The organism is Streptomyces sp. NPDC085944 (assembly GCF_040686295.1).
GTDB lineage: Bacteria > Actinomycetota > Actinomycetes > Streptomycetales > Streptomycetaceae > Streptomyces > Streptomyces salinarius.
This window is the reverse complement of sequence record NZ_JBFBJX010000017.1, coordinates 115,814-138,748: the sequence shown is the minus strand read 5'-3', so window position 1 is coordinate 138,748 and position 22,935 is coordinate 115,814. Positions and strand designations below refer to the sequence as shown.

Below are 22,935 nucleotides of genomic sequence, written 5' to 3'. Positions count from 1 at the left end.
ATGAGCAATTCCAAGGTTTACTTCGACATCGACATCGACGGCCAGGATGCGGGCCGCATCGTCTTCGAGCTCTTCGAGGACGTCACCCCGAAGACCGCCAAGAACTTCATCGAGCTGTCCACCGGCGAGCACGGCTTCGGCTACGCGGGTTCGCCCTTCCACCGCGTGATCCCGCAGTTCATGCTGCAGGGCGGTGACTTCACCAACGGCAACGGCACCGGCGGCAAGAGCATCTACGGCGAGAAGTTCGCGGACGAGAACTTCCAGCTGAAGCACACCGGCCCGTACCTGCTGTCGATGGCCAACGCGGGGCCGAACACCAACGGCTCGCAGTTCTTCGTCACCACGGTGCCCACCCCGTGGCTGGACGGCAAGCACGTCGTCTTCGGCAAGGTCGTCGAGGGCACGGACGTGGTCGACAAGATCGAGGGCTACGGCTCCTCGCCGGCCGGCAAGACCTCCGCGAAGATCACGGTGCGCGCCTCCGGCAAGCTGTAAGGCCTGATCAGCCCTACCAGGACCGTAACCGACGGGGGTCCATCGCACACGGTGCGGTGGGCCCCCGTTCCCGTCCCGTCTGGTGGGGTGCGCCGGGTGGTGCGACGCTGGGGTGGAGGAGCGTCCGAGGAAGGCAACCCCGGGAGGACCGATGGGACGGGACGTCCCGGCGCTGGTCTTCACCCGCGAGGACCGCCGCCGGTACCGGATCAAGATGCAGGAGTGCCTGGAGGCCTTCGCGCAGATGCTGCGCGAGTCCCGGTTCGAGACGGAGCGGCCCCAGGTCGGCCTGGAGATCGAGCTGAACCTGGTCGACGACCGGGGCGAACCCGCCATGCGCAACAGCGACGCCCTCGAAGCGATCGCCGACCCGGCCTGGTCCACCGAGCTGGGCCGGTTCAACCTGGAGATCAACATCCCGCCCCGGCAGCTGACGGCGGGCGGTCCCGACGCCTGGGAGACCGAGATCCGCGCCGCCCTGAACCACGCCGAGGACCGCGCCGCGTCGGTCGGAGCCCATCTGATCATGGTCGGCACCCTGCCCACGCTGCGCCAGTCCGACGTGGGCGAGGCGGCCCTGTCGGAGAACCCGCGCTACCGGCTGCTCAACGACCAGGTGTTCGCGGCCCGGGGCGAGGACCTGCACATCGAGGTGGACGGCGTCGACCGGCTGCGGACCTACGCGGACACCATCACACCCGAGGCCGCCTGCACCAGCACGCAGTTCCACCTCCAGGTCGCCCCGGAGGACTTCCCCGACTACTGGAACGCCGCCCAGGCCATCGCCGGCGTCCAGGTCGCCCTGGCCGCCAACTCGCCGTTTCTGCTCGGCAAGGAGCTGTGGCACGAGAGCCGCATCCCCCTGTTCGAACAGGCCACCGACACCCGGCCGCAGGAGATCAAGGCCCAGGGGGTCAGGCCGCGGGTTTGGTTCGGGGAGCGCTGGATCAACAGCGTCTTCGACCTGTTCGAGGAGAACCTCCGCTACTTCCCGGCGCTGCTGCCGCTGTGCGACGACCAGGACCCCGCCGAGACGCTCGACCGGGGCGACATCCCGGAACTGGGCGAACTCACCCTCCACAACGGCACCATCTACCGCTGGAACCGGCCCGTCTACGCCGTCGCCCACGACAAGCCGCACGTCCGGGTGGAGAACCGGGTCCTGCCGGCCGGCCCGACCGTCGCCGACACCCTCGCGAACGGCGCCTTCTACTACGGGCTCACCCGCGCCCTGGTGGAGGAGGAACGGCCGGTGTGGTCGCGGATGTCCTTCTCGGTCGCCGAGGACAACCTGCACACCGCCGCCCGGCACGGCATCGAGGCACACCTGTACTGGCCCGGCGTGGGCGAGGTGACCGTGCCCGAGCTGGTCCTGCGCCGGCTGCTGCCGCTGGCGCACCGGGGGCTGGAGCTGTCGGGCATGGACTCGGCCTGGCGGGAGCCGCTGCTCGGCATCATCGAGCAGCGGTGCGTCACCGGCCGCAACGGCGCGGTCTGGCAGAAGGAGATGTTCCACCACATCGACGCCGGCGCCCGGCCCGGCCGCCACGAGGCGCTGCGCCGGATGACCCAGCAGTACATGGACTACATGCACCTCAACGCCCCGGTCCACACCTGGCCGGTCGACTGACGTCCGGGACGCCCGGCCACCAGGGAGGCGATGGAGCGATGTGCCGATGGCTCGCCTACTCGGGGACACCTGTACTCCTGGAGACCCTGCTGTACCAGCCCGAGCACTCGCTCATCGACCAGAGCCTGCACGCCCGCATGGGCGTCGAGACGACGAACGGGGACGGGTTCGGAGTCGGCTGGTTCGGGCCGGAGATGACGACGCCCGCGATCGTCCGGGAGGTCGGGCCGGCCTGGAGCAACCGCAACCTGCGGGAGATCGCGAGCCATGTCCGCTCGCCCCTGTTCTTCGCCCACATACGGGCCTCGACGGGCAGCCCCGTACAGCAGACCAACTGCCATCCCTTCCGCCACGGCCGCTGGATGTGGATGCACAACGGCGCCGTCGCCGAGTTCCACCGGCTGCGCCGCGACCTCGCCCTGGCCGTCGATCCGCGGCTCTTCCTCGACATCGAGGGATCGACGGACTCGGAGATGATGTTCTACCTGGCGCTCACCCTCGGCCTGGAGAACCACCCACCCGCGGCCGTGGCCCACATGGCGGGCCTGGTGGAGGAGATCGGCCACGAACACGGCGTGGAGTTCCCGCTGCAGATGACGGTCGCCGTGACCGACGGACAGCGGCTGTGGGGCTTCCGCTACTCCAGCCAGGGCCGGTCGCGGTCGTTGTACTACAGCAGCCGGGTCGAGAGCCTGCGCGCGCTGCACCCAGGACTGCCCTTCCTGAAGGAGGCGTCCGACAACAGCCGCCTCATCGTCTCGGAACCGCTGGGCGACCTGCCCGGCGTGTGGAACAAGGTGCCCGAGAGCAGCTACGGCGTCGTCCAGCCGGAGGGCGACGACCTGCGCCCCTTCGTTCCCTGCCATCCCTGACCACGTTGACAGGAACGAGAGAAGATCACACAATCGGTAGCATGACCACATACCGGTTCGGCACCACCGCGGAGTGTCCCCGCGTGCCCGAGCGCACCGGCTGTGAGCGTTCCGGCCTCTAACGGCCTTCTTCCCACCGACCGTTCGACGCACGTCGCGTCGTAACCCGTCGGACCTCTTCTCCGGCCCATGTCCTGGAGCACCCTTCACACACCTGCGTGTCCCCGGCCACCCGGCGGTGCCTCGCGCGCCGCCCGCTGGCCGGACTTCCACGCGTACCCGCGACCCGCATCCCAAGGGGAGGACTCCCATGACCGTCACGGCCGCAGGCCCGAACACCGTCCTGCGCGAAGCACGTATCCCGGCGGACGGAATGTACGAGGGCCGGCGCATCCTGCGCCGCCTGCCCGACGGGTGGGAGGACCGGCCCTACGCCCACTTCGAGGTCGTCCCGCAGACGCGCACCATCGGCGCGGAGATCCGCGGCGTCGACCTCTCACGCCCTCTTGCTCCGGCGCTGCGCGAGGAGCTGAACCGCGCCCTGCTGGAGTGGAAGGTGCTGTTCTTCCGGGCTCAGCACCTGACCTCCGGACAGCAGCGCGACTTCGCCCGCAACTGGGGCGAGTTGGAGACCAACCCCCTGCTCGCCGCCGGCTCCAGCGACGACGTCGTCCGCTTCGACAAGGGCGCCGGCGCCGCACCGACGTACGAGAACGTGTGGCACACCGACGTCACCTTCCGGGAGCGGCCCGCGCTCGGTGCGGTGCTCCAGCTGCGCGAAGTGCCGCCGCTCGGCGGGGACACGATGTGGGCGGACATGGCAGCGGCGTACGACAACCTGCCGCAGGAGGTGAGGGACCGTATCGACGGCGCCCGCGCCGTGCACGACTTCATCCCGGGCTTCGCGCGGTTCTACGGGACCGAGCGGCTGCTGCCGCACCAGGATCTCTTCCCGCCCGTGGAGCACCCGGTCGTGCGCACCCACCCCGAGACGGGGCGGCGCATGCTGTTCGTCAACACCTCCTTCACCACCCGCATCACCGGCATGGACCGCGACGAGAGCGACCGGCTGCTGCGCCTCCTGTTCCAGCAGGCGCACGTGCCCGAGTACCAGGTCCGCTGGCGCTGGCAGGCGGGCGACGTCGCCTTCTGGGACAACCGCGCCACCCAGCACTACGCCGTGGGTGACTACGGGACCGAGCGGCGCATCGCCGAACGCGTCGCCGTCGAGGGCGACCGGCCCTTCTGACCCGGGCGGGGCCGGCGGCGGAACACCGCCTCCGACCCCGCACCGGACCGGCCCTCAGTCCTCCGCCGCCTCCTCGATGGCCGCCGGGCGCAGCTGGGCGGCGCGGACGCGGGCGACGTCGAGCTTCTCGCTCCGGTCGAAGCGGTGGATGCCGTTCTGTTCCTGGAAGACGTCGGTCGGCTGGGTGTAGCAGTAGCCGAACATGCCGGGGTCGCCGAGCAGGACCTCGGTGAGGCCGCCGAACCGCTCGTGGAACTCGTCCTCGTTGCGGACGCGTTCCCCGTAGCCCCAGGAGACGGTGCGGTCCTCGCCGGAGCGGTCGGCCGCCGCCTCGGGATCCCACCAGATGCCGCCGAACTCGCTGACGAAGTACGGCTGGCCCCGGTAGGGCTGGGAGTAGGGGGCGCCGCTCTTGTGGGCGTTGACGAACGGCGCGTCCTTGCCCAGGCCGGACATCAGCTGCCGGAAGACGGCGGGATCCTGCTCGTAGTTGTGGGAGTCGTAGACGTCGGTCTCGGCGACCCGGTGGGCGTAGCCGGACGCGTCGACGACGGGGCGGGTGGTGTCCATGGCCTTGGTGGCCAGGAACATCGCCCGGGTCACGTCGTCGAGCTGGGTGATCCGGTCGTGCAGCTTCTGGTAGGTGGCTAGTTTTTACATCGATGTACATCGGCTGTAAGGAGCCGGGGCCGCCGATCCGCGCTGGTGACGGGGGTGCGGCGAGGGCCCGCACCTCCGTCCCGGCACCGCCGCCCGCTGCCGTACCGGGACATAGACTCGGGCAGCGCGGAAGAGGCAGGGAGGTCTCGGTGACACGGCCCAGGATCAAGGACGTCGCACGTCATGCGGGCGTGTCGGAGAAGACGGTGTCCAATGTCATCAATGACTACGCCCATGTCTCCGACCGGACCAGGCAGGTGGTGCGCGAGGCCATCGAACACCTCGGCTACCGGGTGAACCTGGCCGGCCGTCATCTGCGCAGGGGCAGGACCGGCATCATCGCGCTCGTCGTCCCCGAACTGGACATACCGTACTTCGCGGAGCTGGCCCGGCACGTCGTCCGCGCGGCCGAGGAGCGGTCCCTGACCGTCCTCATCCATCAGTCCGGCGCCGACCGCGCCCACGAGCTGGCGGCGCTGGCCGGGTTCGGCTCCGCCTTCGTGGACGGGATCATCCTCAGTCCGCTCGCGCTGACCGCCGACGACCTGCGGGACCGCACGGGATTCCCGCCCACGGTACTGCTCGGGGAACTCCTGGAGGAGGGCGCCGACCATGTGGCCATCGACAACGAGAGCGCGGCGCGTGAGGCGACCCGCCATCTGATCGACCTCGGGCGCCGGACCATCCTCGCCGTCGGCGGGCGCGACGACGCGGGTCTCGGTACGGCCCAGGCCCGCACCCGGGGTTATCGGGCGGCCCTGGCGGAGGCGGGCATCGCCCACGATCCGGCCGCCCTGCTGCCGGTCGGTTCCTTCCGGATGCCCGACGGCGCGCAGGCCGTGACGCGGGCACTCTCCGCGGGTGCGCGGCCGGACGCGCTGCTCTGCCTCAACGACCAGCTGGCGCTGGGTGCGTTGCGCGCCCTGCACGAGCACGGGGTGAGGGTGCCGGAAGACGTCGCCGTCATCGGCTTCGACGACGTGGAGGGCGGGCGGTTCAGCGTCCCCACGCTGAGCACGGTGGCTCCGGACAAGGCGGCGGTGGCCAGAGTCGCCGTGCAGCTGCTCCAGCACCGCATCGAGGAGGCGACGGCGCCGGACGGTGCCGAGTCGGAGGCGCAGGCACCCCAGGATCTCGTGGTGGATCACCGGCTCGTCCTGCGGGAGAGCACGGAGGGCCCCGGGCGGCACTGAGACGGGAGTGGTTCACAGGGCTGCCGACGGCCCCAAAAATGGTATTCCATTTGCCGCAGACCCCTTGACGGTGCGGTTTGGCCAAAACTACGTTCTGTTCACCGGAAAGCCGCTTCCGCTTTGTGAAATCCTCCAACTCCCCGCACCTGATCCCAGGAGTCCCGTATGACTGCCCTGGAAGACCGCCGCTCGTCCGCACGGACCGGCGACACCGCCACCAGCTCCGGCCTCTACACCTACGACCTGGCCCCGACGAAGCGGGAAGGGCGCCGCTGGGGCGCCTACAACGTCTTCACGCTGTGGGCCAACGACGTGCACAGCCTGGGCAATTACGCCTTCGCCATCGGGCTGTTCGCCCTCGGCCTGAACGTGTGGGGCATCCTCGCCGCCTTCGCGCTCGCCTCGGTCCTGCTGTTCCTCCTGCTCACGCTGTCCGGGTTCATGGGGCACAAGACCGGGGTGCCCTTCCCCGTCATGAGCCGCATCGCGTTCGGCATCAGGGGAGCGAAGGTTCCGGCGGCCGTCCGGGGCGCCGTGGCCATCGCATGGTTTGGTATCCAGACCTATCTGGCTTCCGCCGTACTGAGCGCTCTGCTGGTCGCCATGTTCCCGTCCCTGGCCTCCCTGGACAGGCACTCGCTGCTCGGCCAGTCGACGCTCGGCTGGATCACCTTCCTGGCGCTGTGGGCCCTCCAGGTGCTCATCGTCAGCTACGGGATGCAGATGATCCGCCGGTACATGGCCTTCGCGGCGCCCACCACCCTGCTCACGATGTGCGCCCTGGCGGTGTGGATGTTCGTCCGGGCCGACGGGTCGGTCTCCGTGTCGATCGACGACCCGCTCACCGGCGGCGCGATGTGGCTCCAGGTGCTCCAGGCCGCCGCCCTGTGGGTGGTGATCTACGGGACGTTCGTGCTGAACTTCTGCGACTTCACCCGGTCCGCGCGCAGCCGCGGCTCCATCGTGCGCGGCAACGTGATCGGCATCCCGGTGAACATGCTCTTCTTCGCCGTCATCGTGGCGGTCCTCAGCGGAGCCCAGTTCACCCTCGACGGGCACGTGATCACCAGTCCGACGGACATCGTCCGGACCATCCCCAACATGTTCCTGCTCGCCGTGGCCTCGCTGTGCCTCATCGCCCTCACGGTGGCGGTCAACCTGCTGGCCAACTTCGTCGCGCCCATCTACGCCCTGGTCGACCTCTTCCCGCACCGGCTCGACTTCCGCCGCGCGGGACTGGTGAGCGCGGTCCTCGGTCTGGTCATCACGCCCTGGAACCTCTACAACAGCCCGGTCGTCGTGAACTACTTCCTCGGCGGGCTCGGCGCGCTGCTCGGTCCCCTGTTCGGCGTGATCATGGCGGACTACTGGCTGCTGCGCAGGTCCCGCGTGAACGTGCCGGCCCTCTACACCGACGACGCCGGCGCCGAGTACCACTACCGTCGCGGCTACAACCCGCGCGCCGTCGCCGCCTTCGTCCCCAGCGCCGCGATCGCGGTCGTCGTCGCCCTGGTCCCCTTCTTCCACGCCGCGGCCGGGTTCTCCTGGTTCGTCGGAGCGGTCATCGCGGCCGCGCTGTACGCGCTGATCGCGGACCGGGCCTCGCTGTTCCGTGACGTGGACGGCGAGTCCATCGCCGTCGCGGCGGAATAGCCCCACCCGCTCCCTTCGGCAACGCTCCCCCGGCGCCCTACCTCCCCCGACCCGACCCGCCCCGTCGCGGAACCGCCCCGTTCGAGCAGAAGGCCCAGGCCCCCATGCGCATCCTCGTGGTCAACGTCAACACCACGCAGTCCATCACCGACGCGATCGGCAAGCAGGCGGCCGACGCGGCCTCCCCGGGCACCGAGATCGTGCCGCTGACACCGGCCTTCGGCGCCGAGTCCGTCGAGGGCAACTACGAGAGCTACCTCGCCGCGGTCGCGGTGATGGAGGCCGTCCGCGCCCATCCGGAGCCGTTCGACGCGGTGATCCAGGCCGGCTACGGCGAACACGGACGCGAAGGGCTCCAGGAGCTGCTCGACGTGCCCGTCGTCGACATCACGGAGGCGGCGGCGAGCACCGCGCAGTACCTGGGCCGCCGCTACTCCGTCGTCACCACCCTCGACCGTACGGTCCCGCTGATCGAGGAGCGGCTGGCGGTGGCCGGACTGAGCGCCAGGTGTGCCTCCGTGCGGGCCAGCGGACTCGCCGTGCTGGAGCTGGAACGGGACGAGCAGGCCGCCGTGGACGCCATCACCGAGCAGGCCGCCCGCGCCGTCGAGGACGACCGGGCCGAGGTGATCTGCCTGGGCTGCGGAGGCATGGCGGGTCTCGCCGAACGCGTGGTGGAGCGTACCGGTGTCCCCGTGGTCGACGGGGTCGCCGCAGCCGTGACGGTCGCCGAGTCCCTGGTCCGGCTCGGCCTGTCCACGTCCAAGGTGCGCACCTACGCCCGTCCGCGTCCCAAGCGGATCGTGAACTGGCCCCCGCAGGCGGGCTGACCCGTCCGCACGCCGTCCCGACCGGGCCGCCCGCCGGCCCCGGGGTATCCTGACGGGCCGCCCGACCGCCGCTCCGCACGGCGCGGTCGGCGTGCCGGGAACGGGTAGACAGACGAAGGACGGCGATGACTGCGTCAGGGGGCTTCACGCCCGAGTCCGAGCGAGTCACGCGGCAGTTGCGCGACGAGATCATCGACGGTGTGCGGGCCCCGGGCAGCCGCCTGGTCGAGCGGGAGCTGGCCGAGTCCCTCGGCGTCAGCCGGCTCCCGGTCCGCGAGGCGCTCAAGACCCTGGTGGCGGAGGGGCTGGTGACGCCGCGGCCACGGAGCTGGGCGGTGGTGCGGGAGTTCACCACGAGCGACATCGCCGACCTGGACGAGGTCCGCTCGGGCCTGGAGACCCTCGGTTTCCGGCTCGCCGCCCAGCGGCACACGCGGGACGGGCTGGAGCGGCTGCGCGCGACGGTGGACGCCGAACTCGACGCGGCGCGCGCCGACGACGCCGTGCGGGCCCGCCGGGCGGCCGCCGACTTCCACGAGACCGTCGTCTCGCTGGCCGCCAACGAGCTGCTCAACGAGCTGGAGCGGGTCCTGCGCAGCCGGCTGCGCTGGCTCCTGGGCCAGCACGACGACCTGATGGCCGTCGCCCTCGAACACGACGCCCTCTACCGGGCCATCGCGGCCCGCGACGTGGACCGCGTCCAGGAACTGGTCCTGCACCATCTGTCGACGAGCCGCAGTGCGGCACTGGGCCACCTGGGGCAGGAGCGCTCCTAGGAGAAGACCCCCAGGGGCCCTCAGCCGGGCCGCCCCCGGTGGCCTTGGGCGAACCGGGACGGCGGGATGCCGAAGGTACGGGTGAAGGCGGCGGTGAACGCGGCGGGAGAGGCGTAGCCGAGCCGGCCGCCGACCTCGCTGACCGAACCGGACCGCAGCAGCGGCACGGCTGCCAGCAGCCGGGCGCGGCCCCGCCAGACGGCGGGACTGTCGCCCGTCTCGGCACGGAAACGCCGGGTGAAGGCACGCTCGCTCATGTTCGTCCGCGCCGCCCACACCGCGTTGGTGACCCCGGTGTCCGGCGCGGCCAGGTACTCCCGGCACAGCGCCGCCAGGTCGGCACCGGCGGGGATGCGGACGTGGAACGGAAGCGGGGCGCCCGCCGCGATCTCGTGCAGGAGGAGGTCTGCGACGCTGCCGTCGCGGCCGGACAGGCTGTAGTCGGCGTCGAACTCGACGGCCGTCAGGAGAAGTTCGCGCAGCAGCGGCGGCACGTGCACGACCGTGCAGGTGCCCGGCCACCACGGGACGGCGGCCGGCTCGATGTACAGGCTGCGGGTGCTGACGCCCAGCATCCGCACCCGGTGCCGGGTGGCGGCCGGGATCAGCACGGCGCGCTCGGGCGGTACGGTCCAGGTTCCGTCGTCGGTGTCGACCACCATGACTCCGGTCGCGCCGTACAGGAACTGCGCGCGCCGGTGCTCGTGCCAGTCCAGGACGTGTCCGGGCGGGTAGTCGGTGCCGATCGGCAGCACGGCCCGGTCCACGTGGTCGACGTCGGCCAGGGGGACGTTCTTCACCCGGTCACCCTACGGCCGTCCTGGCCGGGTCGCGAAGGAATGGTGCCAGGTATCGAATGCGGGCGGCACCGCCGAGCTGGTGAAGTGGCCCGCGTGGATGTTGTGACTCTGCTCGGAATCGGGCTCCTGACCGGCGTGACCACCGTGCTCTTCGGCTTCGGCGGAGGTTTCGTCGCCGTCCCGGTGGTGGTGTGGGCGGACTCCGCCCTGGGCGCGGACGCGATACGGGTGGCGACGGCCACCTCGGCCCTGGTGATGGTGGTGAACGCGGCCTTCGCCACCGCGGTCACGCCCCGCCGGGTGCTGGCCGCCCTCCGTGGCGGCGGCCCGCTGCTCGTCCTGCTGGGCGCCGGCGCCGCGGCCGGGGCGCTCGCCGCGCGCCACGCCCCGGCTGGGCTGATCCGCTGGGCGTTCGTCGCGTACGTCGCCCTCACCGTCGTGGACCTGCTGCTGCGCCCCGGCTTCCTGCGCCCGCGCGCACCGGCCGAGGCGGCCGTCGGCACGCCTCGGCCGCTGCCGGCCGCGGTCGGCGCCCCGATCGGCGCGGTGGCCGCCTTCCTCGGGGTGGGCGGCAGCGTCATGACCGTCCCCGCCATGCGGCGGGCCGGGCACACGATGCACGTGGCGACCGCACTGGCCAACCCGCTGACCCTGGCGATCGCGCTCCCGGCCGCCGTCGTCTTCCTGGACGGCTCCGGGGACCCCGCCGACGCCCACCCGCACCTCAGCCTGGTGGGTCTCGTCGACCTCCGGGCGGCCGGTGCGCTGCTCCTGGGCGCCCTGCCCGTGATCGCGGTGCTGCGCCGGCGCCCGCCGCACATCCCGGACCGCCTCTACGCCTGCACGTACGTCGGGCTGCTCTGCGCGGTGGCGGTCGCGATGGTGCTGTGAAGCGCCGTCAGGCGTCAGGCGGGCGCGGCCTCCCAGGTGTCGACCGCGAAGTGGACGTCATGCCGTTGCGGCCGTACAGCCGCGGGGCGCCGGTCGCGTTCGCGGTGTCGACACCGAGGCCCACCGTGTCCCGGCCCCGTGCGGCGAAGGCCGCGAAGGAGTGGCACAGCAGGAACCCGCCCACACCTCGGCCCCGGGCCCCGCCCGGCACGCCGATGCTCCGGATCCAGCCCATGGCCTCGCGATCGTCCCGGGCGAGCAGGAACCCGGCGTCCCCCAGGTCGTCGGTCTCGGCGAAGCCACACCAGGGACCGGTCGAGCCCCGCGGCGTCGATGTCGTCGAGGTCGGCGGGACATGAGGAGCGGAGTCGGGGACCCGGCGGGTGACCGCAACGGATTTTCCGCCGGACGCGACGGGATGACGTACGTCGGCGAACCGGGGGCATACGGATGGTCCCGAGGCTTTCTCCCCGCCGACCCACGGAGTCCCCTGTGACGCCGAGCCTGCGCACCGCCCGCGCGTGCCGTGCCGCCGCCGCGCTCCTTGTCGCCGCCGCCGCGTACGCGGCCACCCGCCACTCCTGGCTCGCCCTGCCCGGCCTGTACACCGCCACCGTGTTCGCCTGGTGCGCCGCCCGTGAGGGCGCGGAGCACCGGCGCAGGGTCGTCCTGGCCCGGCGGGCCGAGCTGCTGGCCCGGCCCGCCGGGCAGGCTGATCCGTTCGCGCACGGTCTCGAGCCGTGCTGCGCGTTCTGGCGGCACTCCGACGGGGTCGTGCACGGACCGGAGTGCGGCCGTCCCGCGACGGCCCGCGTCCTGCTCCCCGAAGACTGCTGCGAACGCTGGTGGACCTCGCTCGGCGGGCGGCACGACGCGGACTGCGGCCGTCGCACCGGTGCCCGGGGCCGCGCCCGGCCCGCGTCGCAGTAGGCCGGTCAGGAACCGAGCGGTTTTGGCCCCAGCGCCGTCCGCAGGGCCAGCGGGGTGGCGGCGGCCCATGCCTGCGGCGAGCAGGAGTGGGGGTAGGGAAGGGTGCGGCGTCGCCGAGCGGTCGTATCCGGCGAGGACCTCGGGCAGCCGGTGGCCGTGATGCGCCGCCGCGACGAGTCCCTCCGCGACGGTGCGCACCTCCGCCGCCAGGCCCTGCCTGGCCAGGCCCAGCACGACGACCGCGTTGTCGTGCGGCCAGGCACTGCCCCGGTGGTACGACAGCGGGTGGTACGGCCGCTGCCCGGCGGCGAGGGTCCGGATCGCCCGGCCGGAGAAGAAGTCCGGCTCGAGGAGTCGCCGGCCCACCCGGCGGGAGCGCTCCGGGTCGAGGACGCCGACCACAGCAGGTACCCGGCGTCCGAGGCCGACGCGTCGACCTGGCGGCCGTCGCCGTCCAGCGCCAGGGGGAAGTCGGCGCCGGTCGTCCAGAAGTCCGCCGTGAACCGGTCCCGCGGCCGACGGGCGTACGTCTCCTCCCGCCAGACGGTGTCGGCGAGTTCGGCGGTGTGCAGGACTGCGTCGCGTAGGCGTACCCCTGTGCCTCGCAGACGGCGACGGGCCCCTCGGCCCGGGTGCCGTCGCGGAAGCACACGGCGCCGGCCGAGTCCTTCCGGTTCTGGCTGACCAGCCCGCCCGGGTCGGGGTCGTACACGAGGTACCCGTGCTGCTCCGGGCCGCCGTCGGTGAGCATCCGGTCCACGGCCCGCTGGGCGTGCCGTTCCAGGCGCTTTGCCAGGGCCCGGTCGCCGGTCGCCTCGTGGTGGGCGTGGACCGGACGGGGAAGAGCGGGGTGGCGCCGAAGGCGCCGTAGTACCGGCCGTACGGGACCTGCACGGCGGTCGACGCCGGACGCGGCCTGTACCCGCAGCGCCTCCTCGACCGGGACGTGCACGGCCAGGAGGGGCCAGGAGGCCGCGTACGGCCGGCCGGGACCGGGAAGGGGTCAGTCGAGGACGGCGGTGGCCTCGACCTCGATCAGATGCTCGGGCACGTCCAGCGCCGCGACGCCCAGCAGGGTGGCCGGCGCGGCCGGGGTCACTCCCAGCCGGGCGGCCGCCCGATCGATGCCCTCCAGCAGAAGGGGCATCTTGTCCGGCGTCCAGTCGACGACGTGGACGTTCAGCTTGGCGACGTCCGCGAAGGAGGCACCGGCCGCCGCCAGGGCGGTGGCGACGTTGAGGTAGCACTGCTCGGCCTGCGCGGCCAGGTCCCCTTCGCCGACCGTGACGCCGTCGGCGTCCCAGGCGACCTGCCCGGCGACGAAGACCAGCTTCGATCCGGACCCGATCGACACCTGTCGGTAGACGTCGACCGCGGGCAGCCCGTCGGGGTTCACCAGGGTGATGGCCATGTTTTCGCTCTCCTTGCCCATGTGCTCTCTCGTGGTTACTCGGGAACCGTAGGAGAGTGGCCGCCGACATGGAAGAACGCACTTTTCGGTGACTCGGGAACCCAAGGGTGACCGAACAGCTCAGCGGGTCGCGCGGCGCGGATCAGACGCGCCGGCGGTCGGGGCCGCGGAAGACGGCCAGTCGCAGGACGGCGAAGCGCACGACGGTGACGGCGACGGACGTGGTGGCGAGGACCACGGTCTCGGCGGCGGGCGAGGCGTCGGGCCGCCGGTGCGTGAACCACAGCACGGCACCCGAGGTGACCAGGTAGCCGAGCAGGAAGAGGCCGCCCGCTCCGAGGTGTGCGCGGGCCGGTTTGGTGGCGGCGTGGCGGAACGTCAGGCGCCGGTTGGCCTCGGTGTTCAGCACCGTCAGGACGAGGAGCGAGACCAGGTTGGCGACCGCCGGGGCGACCACGGGCGCAGCCCCCAGTAAAGGAGCGCCTGGCCCGCGGTCGACGCGACGCCGATCGCGACGAACCAGCCGACCTCCCGCCACCACACCGCGCGCCCCACCGGTCCGATCCGTCGACGAACTCCCCGAGGGCGCAGCGTGCTACGACACCACCAGGCGCTTTGCCTTTTCTTTGCCCGTCGGGAACCCTGTGGTTCCCGGCCGCGTTCATCGTGGTGACCGCGGGAAATCGCGGTCGAGGACAGACCGATGGACAGCGACAGAAGCCGAGGTGGCACGAGTGGCGATGTGGGACAAGATCAAGGACCAGGCCAAGACCTTCCAGCAGTCCCAGGGCACTCGGGGAGCGAGCGGTTCCGGCCAGGGCTCGCACGGGCCCGCGGGGGGCGGCAGGTCGGGCTCGTCCTCCGGCGGTTCCAAGGCCCAGCTGATCGGGATGTTCAAGTCCCAGCTCGCCTCGGCCAAGAACGAGCTGAAGAGCGGCGCCTACCGGGACGCCAGCATGGCCATGTGCGCGCTGGTCGCCGCCGCGGACGGCCGGGTGGAGCCGACCGAGCGGCAGCGCGTGGAGGAGCTGATCGTCTCCAACGAGGTGCTGCAGAACTTCCCGGCGGACCAGCTTCGCCAGCGGTTCAACCAGCACGTGGACCGACTCCTCGCCAACTTCGAGCAGGGGAAGGCCGAGGCACTCCAGGTCGTCGCCAAGGCCGCCAAGAAGCCCGCGGAGGCCCGTGCGGTCGTGCAGACCGGCATGGTGGTCGCCGGTGCCGACGGATCCTTCGAGTCGTCCGAGCAGTACGCCATCCGCGAGGCGTGCACCGCGCTGAACATCCCGCCCTCGGAGTTCGGCGTCTGATCACCCCTCGGCCCGGCGCCGGTGCGCCGCGACCCGCTCCCGGGTCGCGCAGCGACGTGAGCAGTAGCGGCGTTCCGGACCGCTGCCCTGGGCGATGAAGACGTTCCGGCAGCTGCCGGAGGCGCAGATCCTGCCGGGTGGGCGTTGGCGGTCCCAGACCAGGACCGTCAACGCCAGGCAGGACGAGGCGAGGAACCACTCCGGCCACGGTGCGTCGTCGGCACGGTCGAGGTGCGGGTGCCAAGGAGTTCCGCCCCCGTGGGACGTCAGGCGCAGCCGCCCCGTGTGCGCGCCGAGGAGGCGGTTCAGGACGTGCGCGGCGGCGTCGGCGGACTCCGCCGCGAAGACGTCCCGCAGCAGGGCGGCGGCCTCGCGCATTCCCTCCACGTCACGGGCGGTGAGGTCGAAGGGCTCCTTCTCGCCGTAAGCGCGCAGCACCTCGGCGACCGCGTCGGGGGCGGGGCCCCCGGCGAGCACGTTGACGAGGGCGGCGGTGCGCCGCGCCGTGGACAGCACGGAGTGCCTCGTGGACCAGTCGGAATCGTGGACGTCGGCGTTCGTATCGGCGCCGTGAGGAATCGACACGGGCCCGAATGTAACGCATATTGCGGAGTTTTGAGTTACCTCCGTAACGTCCTCTCGGTGTCGAAGAGTTACTCGCTACGCTTCTACCTGACCGCGACGACGGCGGCGCGCGCGGGGGACGAGATGTCCGGACCGGCGCTGCTGCTGGCGGGCCTCGCCGTCACCGGTTCGACGACCGACGCGTCGGCCCTGCTCGCGGGCATCACGGTCTCCGCCGCGGTCGGCGGGCCACTGCTCGGAGCGCTCCTGGACCGGGCGCGGCGACCGGGCCGCCTGCTGGCGGGCGCGCTCGTCCTGTACGCGGCGGGGCTGATGACGATCCTCGCCGGGCTCGGCCGCCTCCCCATGGCCTGCACCCTCCCGCTCGCGGTGCTCACGGGGCTGCTGGGCCCGGCACTGTCGGGCGGCTGGACCGCCCAACTCCCCCACGTGGCGGCGGAGTCGCGGCTGCCCCGGGCCAACGCCCTGGACGCGACGACCTTCGGCCTGGCGAGCCTGGCGGGTCCGGCCCTGGCCGGGGGTGTGGCCGTGCTGCTGGGCGCCCCCTCGGCGGTCGCGGTCTCCGCGGCCCTGATCACGGCGGCCGTACCCGCCGCCTGGCGGTTGCCCGCACGCGGCGCCCCGGACCGGGACGCCCGGCCGTGCCCGGTGGCCGGCGCCCTCGCCGCCGGGTTCCGGATCGTCCTGCGGCGCCCGCTCCTGGCCCGGGCTACCTTCACCTCGGTCGCCTCCTGCGCCGCCCAGGGCATGCTGGCGGCCTGCGTTCCGCTCCTCGGCGCACAGTCGCTCGGCGCGGCCGGGCGCGGAGTCCTGCTGTTCTCCGGCGCGGCGGTGTCCGCCCTGGCGGCCAACGCCGTCCTCGCACGACGTCCGCTCGCCGTTGCCCCGGACACGGTCGTCCGGGCGGGCGCCCTGGTCCAGGCGGTCGCGCTGGCGCTGGCGGCGACGGGCCTGCCGGTAGCGCTGGTGGTCGCCGTGCTTCTCCTCGGCGTCGGCGAGGGCCCCCAGCTCACCGCGCTGTTCGCGGTACGCCACCGGGAGGCCCCGGAGCACCTGCGGGGCCAGGTCTTCACCACCGGGGCGAGCCTCAAGATCACCGCGTTCGCCCTGGGCGTGGCCGTCGCCGGACCCCTCGCCGCATGGTCCCTGCCGGGCACGCTGACGCTGGCGGCGGGGACGACGGCGGGCGGGGCGCTGGCCCTCGGCCGGGAAAGCGTTTGACGGCCGTACGCGTCGAAGGGGCGGATGAGGGCCATGAGTTCAGGGCAGACGCATCCGGACCGGTGCCGCGTCGACGACCGTCTGGTACGGAGCCTGGTCGACGGGCAGTTCCCGCGCTGGTCGGGCCTGCCCGTCGAACGCTTCCCCTCCGGCGGCACGGTCAACGCGATGTACCGGCTGGGCCAGGACATGGTCGTACGGCTGCCGCTGATCGCGGGCGGCGTGGCGGACGCGGCGACGGAGCGGACGTGGCTGCCGCGGCTGTCGCCCCTGCTGCCCACCGCGGTGCCCGAGGTGCTCGCGGAAGGAGCGCCGGGCGACGGGTACCCGTGGCCGTGGTCGCTCTACAGGTGGCTGCCCGGGGAGATCCCCGAGGCGGGAGCGCTGACCGATCCCGTGCGGCTGGCGGAGGATCTGGCCGCCTTCGTGGCGGCGATGCGCGGCATCTCGCTGCCCGACGCGCCGAAGGCGTACCGCGGTGGGCCGCTCAGCACGCTCGACACGCCGACTCGGGCCGCGCTCGACGAACTGCGCTCCCTCCCCGAGGAGGACGTCGACTGCGACGCGCTGGCCGCCGTGTGGCAGGACGCGCTGCGCGCACCGGCCTGGGAGGGGCCGCCCGCTTGGTTGCACGCGGACCTCATGCCGGGCAATCTGCTGGTGAGCGGAGGCAGGCTGTCCGCGGTGATCGACTTCGGGTGCATGGGGGTGGGCGACCCCGCCTGCGACCTCTTCCCGGCGTGGAATCTGCTGCCGCCCGGCGCCAGAAGCGTCTTCCGCGAGGCACTCGGCGTGGACGACGCGACCTGGCGGCGCGGCCGCGGCCGCACCCTCTCCCAGGCACTGATCGCCCTGCCGTACTACCGGAGGACCAACCCCGCGATGGCGGGCAACGCCCGGCACGTGATCCGGGCGGTGCTGACGGAGACGGACGGCCGCCAGGACAGCGCCCGCCCGCTCTCCGCCGGGCCCCCCGCCTACGGCGCGATGCCCACACCCTCGATCCTGCTCCACGCCCGCTCCTGAGCGGCCGTCATGGCGGGCCAGGCGAGACCGCCCGGCCGGGGCCGCACCCGTGAGGCGTACGGAGACGGGCGGAATCCGGGGTCGTAGAAGCACCCCTCGCCGTATGTCGCGTCGAAGGCGGCGCAGGAGTCGGCGATCGAGCGCGGGCTCGGCCTGTCTCCGGTGCGCACCCAAGTGTCGAGCGCCGCCATGGAGTTGGCGTACTCGGAGTCGCTCAGCGAGCTGTGCTCGTGTTCCCGCGTGAAGGTCTGGACGAGGTTCTGGTCCCGGTCGGCACCGCGGAGCGTGGCGCGGTAGGCCGCCTCGTGCTCCACGAACGCCGTCGGGTCGTCGATGGCGTGCAGGGTGAGGACGGGCAGGGAGACCCGGCCGGTGAGGTCGCTGTCCCAGGACAGGTCGCGGCGTGCGGTGGGGTCGGCCGAGAAGCGCTCGACGCCCGCGTTCAGCGCCTTGTCGTCGTGCGAACCCGAGTAGCGCACTCCCCGGTTGCTCCACGGGTTCCGCCCGCCGAGCCGGTTGGTCACGATGTCCCGGAACGTGAAGGTGGCGAACCGCAGATGGGATTCCAGGGTCCGCTCCGGGATGCCGGTGACGGCGAGGATGTCGTCGAGGTTGCGCTGCTGGGCCCGGGTCCGGTCCGCCGGTTCGGAGGCGTAGCCCGTGCACTCCTGGAGGCGGGCACGCAACCCCGCGGTGCTCATGGTGGAGCCGGGGCGCAGGCCCTGCCACAGGGGGTACCGCGGCTCGGTGGGGCGCGGGTGGTTTCGGCAGTAGTACTGGTAGACCACCCGCAGGTCCACGCGGTAGTCGTAGCCGCGCGAACCGCCGCCGAGCACGCCGTTGGTCAGCAGCACCCCGTCGTAGGCGCCGGGGCGCCGGCCGTAGGTCTCGGCGACCTTGGCGGCGACGTTCCCGCCCCACGACTGGCCGTGCAGGTAAGTGTGTTCGGGCCGGCCGAACCGGTCGGTGAACAGGCGGCGCACGTTCTCGGTGTCGGCGGCCGCCATGCGGGCCCCGTAGCCGCCGCGCCGGTAGGAGGAGGCGGCCCAGGCATATCCCTGGTCGACCATCACCGCCCAGCGTTCCAGGTCCTCGGTGCTGCGGGCCGGGTCCGAGGCGTCGCCGAGGCCGGGGCCGCCGTGCGCGTGCACGACGAGCGAGCCGTTCCAGCGGTGGGGCACCGCCATCGCGTAGTGGGCGCCGTTGGCGTCCCGTCCGGTGTAGCAGGTGGCCTTCTTCGCGAGGGCGGGCGGGCAGTCGGCGGCCACCGGCTGCCCGGCCCCCGGCTCCTCCGCGGCCCGCGCGGGGGTCGCGGAGACGTTGCCGAGGGTGCCGAGGAGGACGGCGGCCAGTGCGGCGGCCACCACCGCCGGGCGGCTTCTGCGGTGGGTGGGCCTGGTGTCGTGCGCGGGAGCGTGGGGCGTGGGCAAGGTGCGGCTCCTGTGGGTGCTCCGCCGGTGCTGCGGACCGGCGCGAAGTTGCGCTGTGAGCCGGGATGTTAGGAACCCTCCGGAGGCGGAGCCACCCCTTCCGCCGTTGCGTTCATACTGTTCGCCCGCTCCGGCCGATTCGGTCCGTCGGGCATCCCCTGCGCGCCCTCTTGACGCCCCATTGGTCTCTACCTATCGTCACCGCCCAGCCGAACGTTCAGAACACCACTCGGCGTTCACATACACGAACGGATGGACCCCCCACATGTCCTCTGCTCCGACGCCCTCTGCTCCGACGCACCGTCACCGCAGATCCCGCGCCGTCCTCCTCGCGACCGTCACCGCCGCGCTCGTCGGCACCCTGCTGGCCGGCCCCGGGCCGACCGCTGCCCGCGCGGACGCCGCACCGGCCGCGTTCACGCATCCCGGAGTCACCGTCTCCCAGGGGCAACTCGACTTCGCCCGTGCCAAGGTGGAGGCCGGGGCCCAGCCCTGGAGGGGTGCCTTCGACCAGATGATGGCGAGCCGGTACGCCGACCTGAACCGCACTCCGAAGCCCCGCGCGGTGGTCGAGTGCGGTTCCTACTCCAACCCGAACTACGGCTGCACCGACGAGCGCGAGGACGCGATCGCGGCCTACACCAGCGCGCTGGCCTGGTACCTCACCCGGGACGAGAGGTACGCCCGCAAGTCCATCGAGCTGATGGATGCCTGGTCCGCCGTACTCCGGGATCACACCAACAGCAACGCGCCGCTGCAGACCGGATGGGCCGGGTCGTCCTGGCCCAAGGCCGCCGAGATCATCAAGTACACCTACGGCGGCGCCTGGACGAACTCCGGCCGCTTCGCCACCATGCTCCGCGACGTCTACCTGCCCGAGATCATCAACGGCTCCAACTCCAACGGCAACTGGGAGCTGACGATGACGGAGGCCGCCGTCGGCATCTCCGTCTTCCTGGAGGACCGGGCCTCCTACGACAAGGCCATGGCCAGGTTCCGCACCCGCACGGCCGCGTACGTGTACCTGAACTCCGACGGAGAGCTGCCGAAGACCGTGCCGAGCCAGCATCTCGACACCCGGGACAAGATCGTCAAGTACTGGCAGGGCCAGTCCACCTTCGTCACCGGCCTCACCCAGGAGACCTGCCGGGACTTCACCCACACCGGGTACGGCATCTCGTCCATCTCGCACGTCGCCGAGACCAGCCGGATCCAGGGGCAGGACCTGTACGGCACCGACGTCGGCGAGCGGCTGCGGCACGCGCTCGGCTTCCAGGCCAAGTACCAGCAGGGCGCCGCGGCCCCGAGCCGGCTGTGCGGCGGCGAACTCGACCTCGGCCTGGGCCCGGTCACCGAGGTCGGCTACAACGCGATGCACAACCGCCTCGGCTTCGCCATGACCAACACCCAGGCCCTGACCGAGCGCACCCGCCCCTCCGGCACGAACAACCTCTTCGTCGCCTGGGAGACCCTCACCCACGGCGACAACCCTGCCTGAGAGGACGGTGTGCGACGCCCGGTCAGCTGTCGTAGTCCACGGTCAGCTTGTCGGAGACCGGGTACGACTGGCAGGTCAGGACGTAGCCCGCGTCGACCTCGGCCGCTTCGAGCGCGTAGTTGCGGCGCATGTCGACACTGCCGTCGGTGACCAGGGCCCGGCAGGTCCCGCAGACCCCGCCCTTGCAGGCGAAGGGCAGGTCGGGGCGGGTCTGCTGGGCCCCGTCGAGGATCGACCGCTCCCGGGACAGCGGTGCGGTCGTGGAGCGGCCGTCCAGGGTGACGGTGACCTCACTGACGGGGCCCTCGGGGCCGCTCTCCTCGTGGTGGACCTCCCGCACGGGCTCGTCGTCGGCGAAGAACAGTTCCCGGTGGACGCGCTCCGCCGGGACGCCGAGGCCGGCCAGGACCTGCTGGGCGTCGGCGACCATGCCCTGCGGGCCGCACAGCCACCAGTGGTCCGCGCTCCCGACGTCCAGCAGGGAGTCGACGAGTGCGGAGAGCCGGCCGGCGTCCAGGCGCCCGGAGAGCACCTCGGCCTCGCGGGGTTCGCGGGAGAGCACGTGGGCGAGGTGGAAGCGGGTCGGGTGGAGGTCCTTCAGGTCGGCCAGCTCGTCGGCGAACATCACCGTGTCCGTGCGGCGGTTGCCGTAGAAGAGGGTGACGGTGGAGCGGTCGTCGGCGGCGAGCACCGACTCGGCGATGGACACCATCGGCGTGATGCCCGAGCCGGCCGCGATCAGGACGTGGTGGCCGGGGGTGGTCAGGTCGGGAGTGAAGAGGCCGGTGGGGGCCATCACCTCCACGGTGTCGCCCGGTCGCACGTCGTTGACCAGCCACGCCGAGAACAGTCCGCCCGGCACCACCCGCACCCCGATGCGCGGCGCCGCGCCCGCCGGTGCGCAGATCGAGTAGGAGCGGCGCTCGTCCCGGCCGTCCACCTCGCGCCGCAGGGTGAGCGACTGTCCGGGCGCGAAGGCGAACTCCCCGGCCAGCTCGTCGGGGATCTCGAAGCTCACGGCCGCGGCGTCCGCGCACAGCCGCTCCACGGCGGCGACGCGCAGGGTGTGGAAGGCGGGCCGGCGGCGGGTGCGCACCGGGGCCGCCGGGACGGGGGCGGTCGGGGCCATCAGATCTCCTTGACGTACTCGAACGGCTCGCGGCAGGCCCGGCAGCGCCACAGCGCCTTGCAGGACGTGGCGGCGAAGCGGGAGGTCTCCTCGGTGTCCGCCGACCCGCAGCGGGGGCAGGGCACCGCCGGCCGGGTGGGCGACAGGACGAGGGGGACGGGGCCGCCTCGGGGTGCGGCGCCGGGCGGGGCGATGCCGTGCTCGGCGAGCTTGCGGCGGCCCGCCTCGGTGATCCAGTCGCTGGTCCAGGGCGGGTCCAGGACGGTGCGGATCTCCACGCGCGCGTACCCCGCCTCCCGCAGTCGCGCGGCGACGTCCGCCCGCATCTCGGCCATGGCGGGGCAGCCCGAGTAGGTGGGGGTGAGTCCGGCGACCACGGTGCCGTCCTCGCCGACCTCGACGTCGCGCAGGACGCCGAGGTCGGCGAGGGTGAGCATGGGCAGCTCGGGGTCGGGCACCTGCTCGGCGACGTGCCGGGCGCGGCGGGCGGCGTCCAGGGAGGTGGGGGTGGCGGTCACCATGTCGCCTCCGGGTGGGCGCGGGCGATGCCCTGCAGCTCGGTCAGGAGCGGCGCCAGGTGTGCGGTGTGCTCGCCGGTGCGGCCCGAGCCGGGCAGCGGACGGTACACGGGCAGCGTCAGTCCTGCCGCCTCGGTGACCTGGCGCAGGTCGTCGGCGACCTCGTCCCGGACGTCGTACGCCGTGTGCAGCTCGCCGAGGTACGGGGCGACCTCGTCCAGTGCGGCGCGCATCCGGCGGTGCGACTCGTCGGTGCCGTCGCCCAGGCGCACGCACCACTCGGCGGCGTACTGCCGGTGGTAGGTCAGCTCCTTGACGCCCTTGGCGGCGACCGCGGCGAGGACCGGGTCCGGGTGGTCCTCCAGCCGCCGGAAGTGGGCCAGCCGCCAGCTGGAGAGCACCAGCAGCCGCACGACCGTGAACGCGAAGTCGCCCCCGGGGAGTTCGGCCAGCCGGACGTTGCGGAAGTCGTCGGCGTCACGGAAGTAGGCGTAGGCGTCCTCGTCCCGGCCGGTGCCGTCCACCTGGCCTGCCCGGGAGTAGAGCAGGCGGGCCTGACCGAGGAGGTCGAGGCCGATGTTGGCCAGCGCCACCTCCTCCTCCAGCTCCGGCGCCCGGGTGACCCACTCGGCGAGCCGCTGGGCGCTCACCAGGGCGTCGTCGGCGAGCGCCACGCAGTCCGCGGCCAGCGCGCCGGCGTCGACGCCCTCGGGCACGGTGGTGTCGACGCCGTGCAGCGGGTCCTCGAAGCCGGTGCCGTAGGCCCAGCGGGTGTCGTCCTCGTGCCCCTCGGCCAGGGTGAGGTAGACGTGGTCGTCACTCATG

The 22,935-nt window shown here is 72.5% G+C and carries 22 protein-coding genes and 3 pseudogenes; 14 read left to right on the top strand and 11 right to left on the bottom strand.

What is annotated here, in order from left to right; genetic code table 11:
* The 4 genes from AB0P07_RS29365 to AB0P07_RS29350 all read left to right on the top strand — a co-directional run bounded on the left by AB0P07_RS29365 (window position 1) and on the right by AB0P07_RS29350 (window position 4,249).
* Window positions 1-498: a peptidylprolyl isomerase gene (locus AB0P07_RS29365; RefSeq protein ID WP_365555843.1), complete on the top strand. Its 498-nt coding sequence runs from the start codon at window positions 1-3 to the stop codon at window positions 496-498.
* A 151-nt stretch (window positions 499-649) separates the two neighbouring features.
* Window positions 650-2,128, top strand: a complete 1,479-nt coding sequence (locus AB0P07_RS29360; protein ID WP_365555841.1) for a glutamate-cysteine ligase family protein — start codon at window positions 650-652, stop codon at window positions 2,126-2,128.
* Window positions 2,129-2,166: 38 nt separating this feature from the next.
* Window positions 2,167-3,000, top strand: coding sequence for a class II glutamine amidotransferase (locus AB0P07_RS29355; RefSeq protein ID WP_365555839.1), 834 nt, complete (start codon window positions 2,167-2,169; stop codon window positions 2,998-3,000).
* A 310-nt stretch (window positions 3,001-3,310) separates the two neighbouring features.
* Window positions 3,311-4,249, top strand: a complete 939-nt coding sequence (locus AB0P07_RS29350; protein ID WP_365555837.1) for a TauD/TfdA family dioxygenase — start codon at window positions 3,311-3,313, stop codon at window positions 4,247-4,249.
* Between the two features lie 54 nt (window positions 4,250-4,303).
* Here the strand turns inward: AB0P07_RS29350 and AB0P07_RS29345 are convergent.
* Window positions 4,304-4,894: pseudogene (locus AB0P07_RS29345) on the bottom strand (beta-galactosidase); the annotation flags it as partial.
* Between the two features lie 164 nt (window positions 4,895-5,058).
* Here AB0P07_RS29345 and AB0P07_RS29340 point away from each other — a divergent pair.
* From AB0P07_RS29340 to AB0P07_RS29325, 4 genes are all read left to right on the top strand, one after another.
* Window positions 5,059-6,102 carry a LacI family DNA-binding transcriptional regulator gene (locus AB0P07_RS29340; RefSeq protein WP_365555835.1) on the top strand — a complete coding sequence of 348 codons (1,044 nt, stop codon included), beginning with the start codon at window positions 5,059-5,061 and terminating at the stop codon, window positions 6,100-6,102.
* Window positions 6,103-6,267: 165 nt separating this feature from the next.
* Window positions 6,268-7,755 carry an NCS1 family nucleobase:cation symporter-1 gene (locus AB0P07_RS29335; RefSeq protein ID WP_365555833.1) on the top strand — a complete coding sequence of 496 codons (1,488 nt, stop codon included), beginning with the start codon at window positions 6,268-6,270 and terminating at the stop codon, window positions 7,753-7,755.
* 104 nt (window positions 7,756-7,859) lie between these two features.
* Complete coding sequence (locus tag AB0P07_RS29330; RefSeq protein ID WP_365555831.1) at window positions 7,860-8,585, top strand: aspartate/glutamate racemase family protein; 726 nt, start codon at window positions 7,860-7,862, stop codon at window positions 8,583-8,585.
* Between the two features lie 125 nt (window positions 8,586-8,710).
* Window positions 8,711-9,361, top strand: coding sequence for a GntR family transcriptional regulator (locus tag AB0P07_RS29325; RefSeq protein WP_365555829.1), 651 nt, complete (start codon window positions 8,711-8,713; stop codon window positions 9,359-9,361).
* Window positions 9,362-9,381: 20 nt separating this feature from the next.
* Here the strand turns inward: AB0P07_RS29325 and AB0P07_RS29320 are convergent, their stop codons facing one another.
* Window positions 9,382-10,161 carry a helix-turn-helix transcriptional regulator gene (locus tag AB0P07_RS29320; RefSeq protein ID WP_365555827.1) on the bottom strand — a complete coding sequence of 260 codons (780 nt, stop codon included), beginning with the start codon at window positions 10,159-10,161 and terminating at the stop codon, window positions 9,382-9,384.
* A 93-nt stretch (window positions 10,162-10,254) separates the two neighbouring features.
* On the opposite strand from AB0P07_RS29320, the gene AB0P07_RS29315 reads away from it, so the two are divergent.
* Window positions 10,255-11,052 (top strand): sulfite exporter TauE/SafE family protein, encoded by a 798-nt coding sequence (locus AB0P07_RS29315; protein ID WP_365555825.1) that lies wholly within the window; start codon window positions 10,255-10,257, stop codon window positions 11,050-11,052.
* Window positions 11,053-11,066: 14 nt separating this feature from the next.
* On the opposite strand, the pseudogene AB0P07_RS29310 reads toward AB0P07_RS29315, so the two are convergent.
* Window positions 11,067-11,396 (bottom strand): annotated as a pseudogene (locus tag AB0P07_RS29310) (GNAT family N-acetyltransferase); the annotation flags it as partial.
* Window positions 11,397-11,544: 148 nt separating this feature from the next.
* On the opposite strand from AB0P07_RS29310, the gene AB0P07_RS29305 reads away from it, so the two are divergent.
* Window positions 11,545-11,982 carry a hypothetical protein gene (locus tag AB0P07_RS29305; protein ID WP_365555822.1) on the top strand — a complete coding sequence of 146 codons (438 nt, stop codon included), beginning with the start codon at window positions 11,545-11,547 and terminating at the stop codon, window positions 11,980-11,982.
* 5 nt (window positions 11,983-11,987) lie between these two features.
* Here the strand turns inward: AB0P07_RS29305 and AB0P07_RS29300 are convergent.
* The 3 genes and pseudogenes from AB0P07_RS29300 to AB0P07_RS29290 form a co-directional block, all read right to left on the bottom strand.
* A pseudogene (locus AB0P07_RS29300) lies at window positions 11,988-12,873 on the bottom strand (aminotransferase); the annotation flags it as partial.
* A gap of 112 nt (window positions 12,874-12,985) precedes the next feature.
* Entirely contained in the window at window positions 12,986-13,393 is a 408-nt protein-coding gene (locus AB0P07_RS29295; RefSeq protein ID WP_365555820.1) for a RidA family protein, read from the bottom strand.
* A 142-nt stretch (window positions 13,394-13,535) separates the two neighbouring features.
* Complete coding sequence (locus tag AB0P07_RS29290) at window positions 13,536-13,850, bottom strand: GtrA family protein (RefSeq protein WP_365555818.1); 315 nt, start codon at window positions 13,848-13,850, stop codon at window positions 13,536-13,538.
* Between the two features lie 277 nt (window positions 13,851-14,127).
* On the opposite strand from AB0P07_RS29290, the gene AB0P07_RS29285 reads away from it, so the two are divergent.
* Window positions 14,128-14,703: a TerB family tellurite resistance protein gene (locus AB0P07_RS29285; protein WP_365555816.1), complete on the top strand. Its 576-nt coding sequence runs from the start codon at window positions 14,128-14,130 to the stop codon at window positions 14,701-14,703.
* Here AB0P07_RS29285 and AB0P07_RS29280 read toward each other — a convergent pair whose 3' ends face one another.
* A complete protein-coding gene (locus AB0P07_RS29280; protein ID WP_365555814.1) occupies window positions 14,704-15,288 on the bottom strand; it encodes a CGNR zinc finger domain-containing protein in 585 nt (194 codons plus the stop codon).
* 57 nt (window positions 15,289-15,345) lie between these two features.
* Between AB0P07_RS29280 and AB0P07_RS29275 the strand changes: the two genes are divergently transcribed.
* Both AB0P07_RS29275 and AB0P07_RS29270 read left to right on the top strand, forming a co-directional pair.
* Window positions 15,346-16,509 carry an MFS transporter gene (locus AB0P07_RS29275; protein ID WP_365555812.1) on the top strand — a complete coding sequence of 388 codons (1,164 nt, stop codon included), beginning with the start codon at window positions 15,346-15,348 and terminating at the stop codon, window positions 16,507-16,509.
* Window positions 16,510-16,542: 33 nt separating this feature from the next.
* On the top strand, window positions 16,543-17,535 hold the full coding sequence (locus tag AB0P07_RS29270) for an aminoglycoside phosphotransferase family protein (RefSeq protein ID WP_365555810.1): 993 nt from the start codon (window positions 16,543-16,545) through the stop codon (window positions 17,533-17,535).
* On the opposite strand, the gene AB0P07_RS29265 is transcribed toward AB0P07_RS29270, so the two are convergent.
* Window positions 17,487-18,965 (bottom strand): DUF6351 family protein, encoded by a 1,479-nt coding sequence (locus tag AB0P07_RS29265; RefSeq protein WP_365555808.1) that lies wholly within the window; start codon window positions 18,963-18,965, stop codon window positions 17,487-17,489. The two genes, AB0P07_RS29270 and AB0P07_RS29265, sit on opposite strands and share 49 nt — an antisense overlap.
* A 265-nt stretch (window positions 18,966-19,230) precedes the next feature.
* Between AB0P07_RS29265 and AB0P07_RS29260 the strand changes: the two genes are divergently transcribed.
* On the top strand, window positions 19,231-20,463 hold the full coding sequence (locus tag AB0P07_RS29260; RefSeq protein WP_365555806.1) for an alginate lyase family protein: 1,233 nt from the start codon (window positions 19,231-19,233) through the stop codon (window positions 20,461-20,463).
* Window positions 20,464-20,485: 22 nt separating this feature from the next.
* Here AB0P07_RS29260 and paaE read toward each other — a convergent pair whose 3' ends face one another.
* From paaE to paaC, 3 genes are read right to left on the bottom strand one after another with little or no spacing between them, the layout of a single operon-like run.
* Window positions 20,486-21,592 (bottom strand): 1,2-phenylacetyl-CoA epoxidase subunit PaaE, encoded by a 1,107-nt coding sequence (gene paaE / locus AB0P07_RS29255; protein ID WP_365555804.1) that lies wholly within the window; start codon window positions 21,590-21,592, stop codon window positions 20,486-20,488.
* A complete protein-coding gene (gene paaD / locus AB0P07_RS29250) occupies window positions 21,592-22,113 on the bottom strand; it encodes a 1,2-phenylacetyl-CoA epoxidase subunit PaaD (RefSeq protein ID WP_365555802.1) in 522 nt (173 codons plus the stop codon). Before paaD ends, paaE begins: the two co-directional genes overlap by 1 nt.
* Window positions 22,107-22,934 carry a 1,2-phenylacetyl-CoA epoxidase subunit PaaC gene (gene paaC / locus AB0P07_RS29245; RefSeq protein WP_365555800.1) on the bottom strand — a complete coding sequence of 276 codons (828 nt, stop codon included), beginning with the start codon at window positions 22,932-22,934 and terminating at the stop codon, window positions 22,107-22,109. Before paaC ends, paaD begins: the two co-directional genes overlap by 7 nt.
* Window position 22,935: the final 1 nt, after the last annotated feature.